Origin of the sequence: Rothia sp. CCM 9419, assembly GCF_048512815.1 — a bacterium.
Taxonomy (GTDB): Bacteria; Actinomycetota; Actinomycetes; order Actinomycetales; family Micrococcaceae; genus Rothia.
In genome coordinates, this window is record NZ_JBLXXY010000001.1 from 82256 (window position 1) to 94985 (window position 12730).

At 48.4% G+C, this 12730-nt stretch carries 11 protein-coding genes; 2 read left to right on the top strand and 9 right to left on the bottom strand.

Annotated elements, in window-relative coordinates:
* Positions 1 to 5 precede the first annotated feature (5 nt).
* From ACN08W_RS00415 to ACN08W_RS00450, 8 genes are all read right to left on the bottom strand, one after another.
* The gene (locus ACN08W_RS00415) at positions 6 to 923 is read right to left on the bottom strand and encodes a sugar phosphate isomerase/epimerase family protein (RefSeq protein ID WP_419101216.1); all 918 of its coding nucleotides are present in this window, start codon (positions 921 to 923) and stop codon (positions 6 to 8) included.
* A 264-nt stretch (positions 924 to 1187) separates the two neighbouring features.
* Complete coding sequence (locus ACN08W_RS00420) at positions 1188 to 2687, bottom strand: CoA-acylating methylmalonate-semialdehyde dehydrogenase (RefSeq protein WP_419102758.1); 1500 nt, start codon at positions 2685 to 2687, stop codon at positions 1188 to 1190.
* Between the two features lie 86 nt (positions 2688 to 2773).
* A complete protein-coding gene (gene iolD / locus ACN08W_RS00425; protein ID WP_419108508.1) occupies positions 2774 to 4708 on the bottom strand; it encodes a 3D-(3,5/4)-trihydroxycyclohexane-1,2-dione acylhydrolase (decyclizing) in 1935 nt (644 codons plus the stop codon).
* Positions 4709 to 4748: 40 nt separating this feature from the next.
* A complete protein-coding gene (locus tag ACN08W_RS00430) occupies positions 4749 to 5663 on the bottom strand; it encodes a Cgl0159 family (beta/alpha)8-fold protein (protein ID WP_419101213.1) in 915 nt (304 codons plus the stop codon).
* A 34-nt stretch (positions 5664 to 5697) separates the two neighbouring features.
* Positions 5698 to 6663: a 5-dehydro-2-deoxygluconokinase gene (gene iolC, locus ACN08W_RS00435; RefSeq protein WP_419101212.1), complete on the bottom strand. Its 966-nt coding sequence runs from the start codon at positions 6661 to 6663 to the stop codon at positions 5698 to 5700.
* Between the two features lie 424 nt (positions 6664 to 7087).
* A complete protein-coding gene (locus ACN08W_RS00440) occupies positions 7088 to 7555 on the bottom strand; it encodes a GyrI-like domain-containing protein (RefSeq protein ID WP_419102756.1) in 468 nt (155 codons plus the stop codon).
* A 15-nt stretch (positions 7556 to 7570) separates the two neighbouring features.
* Positions 7571 to 8281: a purine-nucleoside phosphorylase gene (gene deoD / locus ACN08W_RS00445; protein WP_419108509.1), complete on the bottom strand. Its 711-nt coding sequence runs from the start codon at positions 8279 to 8281 to the stop codon at positions 7571 to 7573.
* 103 nt (positions 8282 to 8384) lie between these two features.
* Complete coding sequence (locus tag ACN08W_RS00450) at positions 8385 to 8984, bottom strand: arsenic metallochaperone ArsD family protein (RefSeq protein WP_419108510.1); 600 nt, start codon at positions 8982 to 8984, stop codon at positions 8385 to 8387.
* Between the two features lie 188 nt (positions 8985 to 9172).
* Here ACN08W_RS00450 and ACN08W_RS00455 point away from each other — a divergent pair, with 188 nt between their 5' ends.
* Positions 9173 to 9688, top strand: coding sequence for a PTS sugar transporter subunit IIA (locus ACN08W_RS00455; RefSeq protein WP_419102753.1), 516 nt, complete (start codon positions 9173 to 9175; stop codon positions 9686 to 9688).
* Between the two features lie 10 nt (positions 9689 to 9698).
* Here the strand turns inward: ACN08W_RS00455 and ACN08W_RS00460 are convergent, their stop codons facing one another.
* Positions 9699 to 11012, bottom strand: a complete 1314-nt coding sequence (locus ACN08W_RS00460; protein WP_419108511.1) for a hypothetical protein — start codon at positions 11010 to 11012, stop codon at positions 9699 to 9701.
* Between the two features lie 202 nt (positions 11013 to 11214).
* Here ACN08W_RS00460 and ACN08W_RS00465 point away from each other — a divergent pair, with 202 nt between their 5' ends.
* On the top strand, positions 11215 to 12714 hold the full coding sequence (locus ACN08W_RS00465) for an NAD-dependent succinate-semialdehyde dehydrogenase (RefSeq protein ID WP_419106731.1): 1500 nt from the start codon (positions 11215 to 11217) through the stop codon (positions 12712 to 12714).
* Positions 12715 to 12730: the final 16 nt, after the last annotated feature.

Sequence of the window (12730 nt, forward strand, 5' to 3'; positions counted from 1 at the left end):
TATCTTTAGCCAATTACGGTGCGAGAACCGCAACCAAGTAGATAAGTTTTGGTGCGCTGAGCGATAGGTAGTGGGATATCAAAAGATTTCACAGGATACATATCCTGCTCAACAATGCCAAAGAGTGGTCGGTTGAGAGCCTCAGCAGCTTCAATAACTTTCGACAAGTCAGGCAATCCGTGAGGTGGTTCGCACATCACTCCACTTGCGGTTGCATCTTTGAAGGTCATGTTTTCTTCACGTACTCGGCGAAGAATCTCAGGGTCTACCTGCTTCAAGTGCAAGTACCCGATGCGTTCAGGATACTTTTCGATTAGTTCAACAGAAGAAGCTCCACCATACTGGGCATGTCCGGTATCCAAGCAGAGAGTAACAAGCTTCGGGTCAGTTACAGCAAGGAACTTTTCAATCTCTTCCATGGTCTCAACATGAGAATCTGCGTGGGAGTGGAACTGTTGGAACAAGCCGAAGTCGCGCTGAAGGGTTTCGCCAAGCTTGTTATGTCCTTGAGCAAGATTATCCCACTGCTGTTCGGTCAAGGTTGATGGTTCTAGTTCTTCGCCGGTCTTGTCATCGCGCCAAAGAGCCGGAATAACAACAATGTGTTTTGCGCCCATAGCTGCTGTTAGTTCAGCAACCTTGCGAGCGGGCTCCCATGCGATATCCCACTGCTCCTGTCCGCCTCGATGGAAAGCTGTGAAAACAGTTCCAGCAGAAATTTGCAAATCGCGCTCTTTAAGTTCGCGAGCCAAAACCTCTGGTTCTGCAGGGAGGTAGCCGTAAGGTCCAAGTTCAATCCACTTGTAGCCAGCTTCAGCAACTTCATCTAGGAAACGCTGCCACGGTGTTTGAGCGTCGTCGTCGGCGAACCATACGCCCCAAGAGTCGGGGGCTGTGCCAATGATGAGGTTATTCTCGGTCATGTTCTCACGCTTTCATCGTTGAAAAGTGTTGTCTGGGTGAAAATGAAGAGTTTCAAAAACCCTTAACTATGTAAAGACATACTATCAAATAATGTGTGGTGGTGAACATAGTAGAAGAAAAAGTTTGAGAAAAATTATGAACCCTCAAAGAACCTGCATCAGCCCTAGCCACAACCACAAAAGAGGAGGGGTTAGTAACCAGTAATCACTAGCTACTAACCCCTCACAACCATCACACATCCAATAAAGGATCCTTTTTAGTCACTAGTTACGTGACTCAAAATTAAAGTTCGCTCCAGAAGCTTGCTTCGGCTCAGGCCAACGCTGAGTAATAGCCTTGCCACGAGTGTAGAAGCGAAGACCATCTTCACCATAAATATGGTGCTCACCAAAGAGCGAATCGTTCCAACCACCGAAAGAGTGATTTGCCAACGGAACAGGCAACGGAACATTGACACCAACCATGCCGACCTTAATCTTTCGGCTAAAGGTACGAGCTGCAGCACCAGAGGAAGTGAAGATGCAGGTACCATTTCCGAAGGGGTTGGAGTTAATCAAATCAATACCTTCTTGCAAAGTATCAACACGAATAACTACCAAAACGGGACCAAAAATCTCTTCACCATAAGCGCTCATCTCAGGTGAAACATTATCCAAGATGGTCGGGCCAACAAAGTTACCCTTCTCATGGCCAGGTACAACAAGGTTACGACCATCAATAACAACGGTAGCGCCAGCCTTCTCAGCCTCAGTAATAATGCGCTGAACACGCTCACAAGACTGCGGAGTAATCAAAGGACCCATATCAGCGTCCTTATCCATACCGTTAGAAACCTTGATATTACGAGCTAAAGCGGTCACCTTCTCGATGGTCTTCTCAGCAGCTTCTCCCACAGCAACAGCAACAGAAATAGCCATGCAACGCTGACCTGCTGCACCAAAAGCTGCAGCGTTAAGGTGCTCAGCAACAACATCCATATCAGCATCAGGCATAATCAGCGCATGGTTCTTCGCTCCGCCAAGAGCCTGAACACGTTTGCCGTGCTTCGTGCCAGTCTCATGAACATAACGAGCAATAGGAGTAGAACCAACAAACGAAATGCCATCAACATCAGGATGAGTCAAAAGACCGTCAACGGTCTCTTTACCACCGTGCAAAACGTTGAAAACGCCATCAGGAAGACCAGCTTCCTTCCACAACTTTGCCATGAAGTTTGCAGCAGAGGGGTCACGCTCAGAAGGCTTCAAAATGAAAGCGTTACCAGCAGCAATAGCCAAAGGTGCCATCCACAACTGAATCATGACAGGGAAGTTGAACGGAGTAATACCAGCAACAACACCCAAAGGCTCACGAACAGAATACGCATCAATACCAGTTGCGGCCTGAGGAGTGAAACGACCACTCACAAGGTTGGTAATACCGCAAGCATACTCAACGATTTCCTGACCACGAGCAATCTCACCGCGAGCATCAGAAAGAACCTTACCGTGTTCTGAAACAACAAGTTCTGCTAACTCACCAGTGCGCTCTACAAGAAGCTCACGGAAACGGAAAAGAACAGCAGTGCGCTTCGCCAAAGATAGCTCAGACCAGCCCTTCGCAGCAGTCTTCGCAGCAGCAACAGCCTTCTCAAGCTCGTCCTGAGAACCAAGGTGCAAAGAACCAAGAACATCTCCGGTAGCAGGGTTAAAAATTTCCTGACGAGCAGAACCAGAACTAGGTACTTCTTCGCCGTTGATGAAGTGTAGAACTTCGTATGACATATTTACTCCTTGTATAGAGATAGAAAAATATCGGGATAATGCGTGCTGTAACACTCATGCGCCACAGCACACACGACAACTAAAACTTAAGATCCAAGAAGAGGACGCTGCATGGCCTTCTTCTCACGATAGGTCTCATAAGCATTCTGAGTAGAAGAAAGCTCACTCACACCCGTAATAGGTACATCCCACCACGATTCAGAAGACGGCGCATCAATCATCGGATCAGACTCAACATGAATAACAATCGGGCCAGAACCTTCTGGTGCTGCTTTCGCCTGAGCCACAGCATCTTGCAAGCGCTCGCGAACATCCTCACCCGGTTCAACACGAATAACCTTCGCACCCAAAGACTGAGCATTCGCTGCCAAATCAATAGGCAAAGTATCGCCATGATCAAAACTGTGAGTCTCTTTATCCAAGGTGCGGTACTTTGTACCAAAACGCTGAGAACCAACAGACTCAGAGAGCGCACCAATAGAGGCATAACCATGATTTTGAATCAAAACAACAATCAGTTTGATACCTTCTGCTACCGCAGTGACCAACTCAGTGTTCATCATCAGATAAGAACCATCGCCAACCATCACCACAACATCACGACCATCTTGGGTATCTAACGACGCACGCTTCACACCCAAACCGCCAGGAATCTCATAGCCCATACATGAATACGCGTATTCAACGTGGTAACCATAAGCGTCCTTAACTCGCCACATCTTGTGGAGGTCACCAGGTAATGAACCCGCTGCACACACCACAACATCGCGGTCGTCCATTGCCTCATTGACAGCACCAATAATTTCGTTTTGGCTCATCAACGGACGATAACGCTCAGCAAAAGCATCATCAACAATGCCATTCCAACGAGCCTTTTCTGAAGCAACTTCCTCAGTAACAGCAGAAGAAACTTTGAAACCGCTCAATGCGTCATTGAGCTTAATAAGAGCCTTCTTCGCATCAGCAACCATCGCAACAACACCACTGTGCTTATACGCATCAAATGCTGCAACGTTGATATTGACAAACTTAACATCAGGATTTTGGAATGCCGTACGAGAAGCCGTCGTGAAATCTTCGTAACGAGTACCAATACCAATAATCACATCAGCATCACGAACAAGAGCATTAGATGCCGTAGAACCAGTGGAACCAACAGCACCCAAGCACAAAGGATGATCCCAATCCATCACACCAACAGCAGCCTGAGTGTATGTGACAGGAATGCCTGTTGCTTCTGCAAACTGACGTAGCTCATTTTGAGCAAACGCATAATGCACGCCACCACCAGCAACAATGACAGGTTTCTTCGCTTCGCGAATAACACTCATCGCTGCTTGAATATCAACATCTTCTGGCTCAGGGCGACGGATTCGCCAATGGCGAGGAGCAAGGAACTCATCAGGAACAAGAATTTCTTCTGCCTGAACATCCTGAGGCAAAGCAATCGTCACTGCACCTGTATCCACGGGGTCAGTCAAAACACGCATACCGTTCAAAAGTGCAGAGAAAACCTGCTCCGGACGCCATACACGATCAAAATAGCGGCTTACAGGACGGAAAATATCATTAACCGTCACATCTGCTGCGTCAAAACGTTCTAGCTGCTGAAGAACAGGATCCGGAACACGAGTAGCGAACTGGTCAGACGGGAAAAGCAACGCCGGAAGACGGTTCGTTGTCGCAAGAGCCGCACCCGTAACCATGTTTGAAGCACCAGGGCCAATCGACGTGGTAACCGCGTAGGTTGCACGACGACGAGTATGGCGAGCATACCCAACAGCTTGGTCTACCTGAGCTTGCTCATTACGACCCTGATAGTACGGCATCAAGGAAGGATCTAATTCCTGATACTGGCGAAGAGCCTGCCCCATGCCGGCAACATTGCCGTGCCCAAAAATACCGAAAATACCAGGAATAGTGCGCTCACAGTATTCCTGCCCATCAATGGTGTCTACGGTGTACTGGTTCGCTAAGAACTTCACCACAGTCTGAGCTACAGAGAGTTTTTGAAAACCCATAATTTGTGTCCTTATACGTCAAAAGGTGAATGAAAGAAGATTAATCGGTGATGGTGTGATGTAGAAGTGAAGCGGCTGTTTCAACAGCACCAGCAACATTGCCATCTGCAGGGTATAGCAAGGTACGCCCTACCGTAAGACCCTGAACACCAGGGAGCTTCAACGCATTTTCCCAGCTAGAGAATACCTCTTCGGGAGAACCAGAAGGATCTCCACCCAGAAGAACAGTCGGCATCGTCGTAGCTGCCATGACTCGTTCCATCTCCTCAACAACAGGAAGTTTCATCCACGTATAAGCGGTGTTAGTTCCAAGAGCTTCAGCAATACCGATAGAGGTAATGACAGCATCAGCAGAGAGATTGTTACGAATAGCGCCGTTATGAGTTTCTGAGATAAAAGGCTCAACCATCGCGTAGAGTTCTTGTTCTGCTAAAGCATTAACTGCCTGAGCGCAAGCCTCTAGGGTAGCTACAGTGTTCTCATCACCGTAGTGAATGCGGGTGAGCATTTTGCCGCCGTCAGCGCCAATACGCTTGAGATATTCGGCAGTGTGTCCGGTGAAGCGGTCGTCCATTTCGTTGACAAGCCCACTAATACCACCACGGTTCATCGACCCGAAGACGAGCTTTCCGTCAAGAGCACCTAAAAGGAGCAAGTCGTCGAGAATGTCGGGAGACGCGAGAACACCGTCCACCGCTGGGTTTTTGAGTGCAATTTGTAGGCGGTCAAGAAGATCACGACGATCTGCCATCGCCATTGCACGATCTTTGACGCGGTTTGCTCCGCGTGCAGGGTGATCTGCAGCGACGATAAAGTTTTGTTTTCCATAACGTGGGCCTTCGTGGCGAACACGGTTGTCGGCTGCACGTTGAATAGCTTGAGGATCCTCTAGACGGATACGCGTGAGATGCTCATATCGTCTAGGGTCACGCTCTTCATCATGAGAATGGGACATTGTAATCTCCTGAAAAATTTGGCTCGTGCGGTGCTTAGAAGTTGCGCCCATACTGAGCGAGGAACTCTTGTACTTCAGATTCGGTAGGCATAGCATCCGAACATGCAATTTGTGATGCGACGATAGCGCCTGCACCATTGGCAAAGTCGAGTACCTTATCGAGTTCCCAGCCAGAGAGTACGCCGTGCACAAAAGCTCCGCCGAAAGAGTCTCCAGCACCAAGACCATTAGCTGTTTCAACTGGTGTTGGTGCGCATACCACACGGCTGGTTGCGGTCTTTGCAAGAACACCGTTGGCACCCATCTTCACGACAGCAAGTTTGACGCCTGCTTCAAGGAGTCGGTCTGCTTGTTCATCTGGTGTTCCGTCTCCAACTGCTACGGCGCATTCTTCACGGTTTCCGATCGCGATAGTTGCATAGGAGAGAAGCTGTTGAGCAGCTTGTTGTGCCTGCTCAATGTTCTCCCAGAACATGGGGCGGTAATCTAAATCGAGGATAGTGTGTTGTTCGTCGGAGAGGAGATCACGGGGGCGTGCCTCATGTGCTGCAAGTTGCGCGCTACGAGCTGGTTCTTGGCACATTCCTGTTAGAGTGCTCCAGAAGATACGGCTCTCTTTGACAGCTTCTTTGTTGATGTCTGCTTCGGTGAGCTGTAAATCTGGTGCGGTAGGGAAGCGGCCGTAGAAGTATAGAGGGAAATCTTCTGGAGGCTTGATAGCGCAGAAAGTTACGCATGTTTGTAGCTGAGGATCAGTTGAAACATGAGCTTCGTCTACACCGTATTTTTTGAGTTCACGGCGAAGAAAAGTGCCGAAAGGGTCATTGCCAACGCGGGTAATGACCGAAGTTTTATGTCCGTAACGGGCAGCTGCTACCGCTACGTTTGCAGGGGAGCCACCGAGGTATTTACCGAATGATGTGACGTCTTCTAGTCCGACTCCAATGTCGTTAGGGTATACGTCAACGCTGATGCGGCCCATGGTGAGAAGGTCGTACATGAAATCTTTCCTTAGTGGGGTCGTATGGGTTTGGCGTCCTCGCCGAAAAGCTGTTAGTTATAGCGTGCCCCATCACACACCCAAATGTCAATGTTTGTACTGACATAGTTACAAAGTTTCTTTATTTTGCGTTAAAGACTGGAAAAACTTGCAAAAAACCTCACTCCCGATACCCCACCCGAAAAAACAAGAACCCCTACCGTTTACCACAATAGAACTCCTAGAAAACCCCGCATAAACCATCTGGCTAGCAGAACATCTCCACCTACCCCATACACCTCAGCCCCAGAACGTGATACCCAACTTGCACTGTGCACACCAGAACTGAAAAAACACTCATACCAAACAAACACCATACGAAAAAGGTCGCTCCACCAAACAGTGAAGCGACCTTCCATACCAAAACACGAGAAGAACTACCCTCTCAAAGTGCCTTAACAGGAACCCAAACCTGCATCATATAATCCTCAGAACTAGTATCCCCAGGACCATACACCTCCATTGCAGGACCAGACGCCGTCAAAGCTCTCTCAGGCAAAAACGTACCCAAAAGATAATCCAAACCCGTCATAGACGCTAACGGGGCAGGTCCACGAACATCAACAATGGCATAATCACCAGCAGGAACCTCTGCCGCATTCAAACCCAAAGCCTGCGCGTTATCCCGAGAATTCACCACCAAACCAGCCATATAATCAAACTCTTGACGCATATTAGCACCAAAAATAATGGCAACCTGCTGAGTACCCTCAGTACTAAAACCAGCCAGCTTAACCGTATTCAAAACACGCTCCCACACATCAGCATTGCCAACAGCAGGATCAATCGTCTCCCGTAAACCAGCAAGAACAAGCGATGGGCGATGCTCCACTCGCGCAAAATCAGACATCATAAACGCCAGTATCCCTTAACGTGCAGCAACCGGAAGAACAAGCTCCATCATCTGAGTAAAGCTCTTCTGACGCTGCTCACTGGTGGTCTCTTCACCCTTAAACAAATGATCAGAAACCGTGAACAAAGCCAACGCCTCAACACCAGCATGTGCCGCAACAGAATAAATACCAGCAGTCTCCATCTCAACCGCAAGAACACCCATCTGAGCCCAGCGCTGAGCATCAGAAGGATCATGACGATAAAACACATCAGAAGACAAAACATTACCCACATGCAACTGAATACCCTGAGACTCAGCCTCCTGCGCCACAGCAGAAAGCAGACTCCACGAAGCAGTCGGGGCAAAAGTACCAGGAAGCTTGTACTGATGCATGAAATGAGAATCTGTAGAAGCTGAAGCCGCAACCACAATATCGAATAGTTCAAGCTGATCTTGCATGCCACCACAAGAACCAATACGAATCAGGCGCTCAACACCGAACGTATGAATCAGCTCATAAGCATAAAGACTCGCAGAAGGAATACCCATGCCAGAGCCCATCACAGAAACCTGCCGACCATTAAACATTCCTGTAAACCCAAACATGTTACGAACAGTATTAAACTGCTGAACATCGCTCAGATAATTCTCCGCGATAAACTGTGCACGAAGAGGGTCCCCCGGCAAAAGAACAGTTTTTGCAATAGGAACACCCTGAGGGTTGATATGAGGAGTGCTTGTCATAGGAGCGTCCTTTCAAAGACCATACAGAACTTCAACATCGCTGCCGAAGAACATGCTAATAATTCTCAATACTTTAGTTTAGGCGATATGAACACGCAGGCAGTTATCCGCAACCACAACCACCGCAACCACAACCCCCAGAAGCTGGCGCACCAGAGAGTCGACGCTCTACCTCAGATAATTCTTCGTCTGAAAACTCATCCTGATTCTCCACAGACTCCATCAGGTTCTGACGCTGACCAATATCCGGTGCCCCAGAAGGATTCTGAGAAAGACCCGCTAACGTTGCAGCAAAACCTGCCGGAGCTGAAGGCTTTGCAGAGGGAGTCGGCTCTGTGGTGACAGGGCCACAACCGGCAGCAGTCGCCGATACCTTTTTCTGCTGCACACTACGAGCGCGCGAAAAACGCTGTAATTGTTCAGCGTCAGGGTAATGATAAGACACCTTCACCTCACCATCAACCAACAAAATAGGGAGCACATCAGCACCCGATATCTCAATCTGATCAGCTACCGGAACGCACTGCGTAAAAGCGCTCGGATAAGAATCTGTTGAATAAACAACAATATCTAAACCTTCATCAAGGAGTTGCTGAGCCATCCTAAGAAACTCCTCACGTTCTATATCTTGCGGGTCGTCAGGATTCTCTCCCGGAGCGGGAATAAACACCTCAAGTTCAGCATTCTGTACAGTATCAGCCACAATTCTCCTCATCATGATAGAACTCGTATCAACGTTACCCGTGCAGAAGATACTTTGTATATAACAATGTCGAGACAAGCTAAGAACGCGTAAAATTTCTGTATCTATGAGTGGCTAAATACCACTCAAGAGTGTTCCAGGTTACTCTCATGGTGTGTAGAGAAACAACATACGTCCAAAGGAGAACGATGTTTGGATTCAGACGAAAAAAGAGAACAGCCACGCTCTCAACCGCATCATATACGCCAGAAGAACTCTTCTCGCCAGTACAAGGAACATATAAGCCACTAAACCTTGTCGGAGACCCAGTATTCTCCAGCGGGCTACTAGGAGAAGGCTACGCCGTAGAAGCGACAGAAAAAACCATCAACGCACCCGTGAGTGGACGCATCGTTCTCATTCAAAACACCCTCCAAGCATGCGCCATCTGCACACCGCAAGGGGCAGAAGTGCTCATACACATTGGAGTAGACGTCGCCCAACGAAACCACTACGGGCTCAAAGCGTTAGTCGAAACAGGAACTCAGATTACCGCCGGAGAACCCCTACTACGCATCAGCAGAGAAAAAGAATACGCCTCGACACCACTGCCAGAAGTCATGGTCATGGTCACCAACATGAAGAATTTCGGCGTGAACATCACCAACAATGACGTACGTGAGGTCTCCAGCGGAGAGCACATCGGCTACACTAAGCCACGATAAAACCCGTGACCTAACCGAGGAAAAACTTTTTAACCGCAGCTTTAAGAACACTCTCCGGTTCAGACTCTGCAAAATGACGTCTCTTCGTCTCATCACGCTCTGCCTCAAGATTCTTCTCCTGAGCAGAAACAGGAAGTGACTCATCTGAAGATGATGATGACGCCTCTGTCTCAACAGCAGAAGATTCTTCGGTATCGCCAAAAGCATGAGTTGCAAAATCTTGAGCAAACTCTTCCTGAGATTTTTGCTCATTCTGCTTGGTATGCCGTAAAAATTCATCAACCTGCGAACGATAAGATATCGTAACTTGCTCAGAAGCAGCAGACTCTTCAGCAGGTAGGAAATCATCTGAAAGAACCTGAGAAGATGCAGGCTCTGTAAGAGAATCCATCGTCACTGCTGGAACAGCCTGCTCCTGCTGTGGTTGACTCTCGTGTGTGCTGTCATCTTCTTTGACAGTGGTAGAGCTCGTCCACTGAACAGAAGAAGAAGCAACCGATACGCCCCAACTCTTACCGCGCTCCTCTTCGCTGACCCAGTTGCCAGTCACAAAATCTGAGAACGAACGAGCAAGAAGACGAGGCGGCTCTGCAATACGCGGGTCACGGCTAATAACCTGTCCCTTTGCGCCAGAGGACCCAGGGGCAAGATCTACCGCATAAAGAGTATCTGTATCATGGGCAATTTCTACCCACAGCCGATGAGATAACAACGGCTGTACAATATCGCTCGGCTGCGCTGGAATATGTGGAAGCTGAGCATCTGCAAGGTCGCTCGTACCAAAATCTTCTTCAATGTGTGATGCAAGGATATCCCCGTGGGGTCCGTCCGCAATTTTTCCATCACGCACCGTCGAACGATAAAAACGTAGCTCCGGCAGAGTAATACCCCCACGTTTTTTGATGATGTAATCAATATCTGACGGTGAATAACCCTTGCTATGTCCCAAACGTGTCAATGCACGATGAAGGGCTAAACCGTCATTCTTCGTGGTTGGGACAGAATCTAAATCTCCGGGGTCAGACTTAACAGTCTCAACATCAGAGTTGTTGTGAGAAGCAGAGGTGTCGATACTAATCGTAGCGTTAGGGGGAATAACACCACTATTTCGCAACTCTTGAGCAGTCACAAGAAAGTTCTGCGTGAGTGTGGCGTCAATAATGATATTTCCGCCGTCGTTCGTCAATGAAAGTTCAACTATTTCACCGTGAGAGCTATGAAGGTGCGCGTGAATAGGCTCTTGTGCCTGCTGTGAGTAATTCTCTAGAAGTGAGGTCAGAGCCGATAAATCTACAGTGTTTGTGGGGGAGCTGTTCAAACTCATGGGGTCATTTTCTCATACCGTCGCATTGTGTGCAGACTCTTGCGATAGGAAGATTAAAAATACCTTCAACAAAAGCCATTAATATCGTGATAACGGTAGCAAAAATAATAAAACCTCGCCAAAATTGCCTTAACGCATTAGGTTGGGGTGTGATAGAAGAATCATCATCTTCCCCCTATCATTCCAACATTCAACGAAGAACATGGAGAAAAGGACTAACGTGAACACCGCAATCACCGAACTCATCAACAAAGTACCCACCGGTTTGCTCATTGGCGACCAGTGGAAAGAAAGCTCCACCGGAGAAACCTTTGACGTGTTCAACCCTGCAACTGAAGAAAAACTAGCAACTATTGCCTCAGCAACTTCTCAAGACGCTACTGAAGCGTTAGACGCCGCATATCACGCCGCATATAAAAACAAGGGGTGGGTTGAAACTCCTGCACGTGAACGAGCTGAAATCCTTCGTCGCGCCTACGAGCTCGTCACAGAACGTGCCGAAGACTTCGCCCAACTTATGACACTTGAAATGGGTAAACCGCTTGCAGAAGCTCACGGAGAAGTAAAATACGGTGCTGAGTTTCTTCGCTGGTTCTCTGAAGAAACCGTTCGCAACTACGGGCGATACGTTAACACACCCGAAGGAACAAACCGTATCCTCACCTCCCGCAAACCTGTTGGTCCGTGCTTGCTCATCACCCCATGGAATTTTCCTCTTGCTATGGCAACACGCAAAGTCGCCCCAGCTATCGCCGCTGGCTGCACCATGATTCTCAAGCCAGCACGACTCACCCCTTTGACCGCACAATACTTTGCGCAAACAATGCTCGATGTTGGACTTCCTCACGGAGTGCTCAACGTCGTACCCTCAGCCTCAGCATCTGCTATTAGCGCACCCCTGCTTGCTGATTCTCGACTGCGTAAAGTGTCCTTTACTGGATCAACAGAAGTCGGCAAAAAACTCCTCGAACAAGCTTCCGCAAATGTTCTGCGCACCTCCATGGAACTCGGCGGAAACGCGCCATTTATCGTCTTTGACGATGCTGATATTGATGACGCCGTCAACGGCGCAATGGGCGCAAAGATGCGAAACATGGGTCAAGCCTGCACCGCTGCAAACCGTTTTATTGTGCACGAATCAGTTGCTGAAGAATTCACTGAAAAATTTGCCGAAAAAATCCGTCAGATGAAAGTCGGCAACGGCATGGATGAAGGGGTTACTTGCGGTCCTCTCATTGAAAAGAAAGCACAAGAACAGATGAGCGAAAAAGTTGCTGACGCGGTAGCTCACGGTGCTCGTATCGTTGTGGGCGGTCATGCAATAGATGGTGCAGGATATTTCTTTGAACCAACCGTGTTAGCTAACGTTCCAGCAGAAGCATCTGTGATTCGTGAAGAAATCTTTGGGCCTATTGCACCCATTATGACCTTTAGCGATGAATATGAAGCTTACCGCATGGCTAATAACACCGAATACGGGCTTGCCTCCTACGTTTACACTAAGGATTATCAGCGTCAACTGCGTGCCGCTGACCACCTAGAATTTGGTTTGGTGGGTTGGAATGCTGGGGTTATCTCTAACGCGGCTGCACCCTTTGGCGGAGTTAAACATTCTGGTTTAGGTCGTGAAGGAGCCGCAGAAGGCATCGATGAATACACCTACACGCAATATATCGGAGTTAAAGACCCCTACGCTCTTTAGCAGATATGCTGTAAGT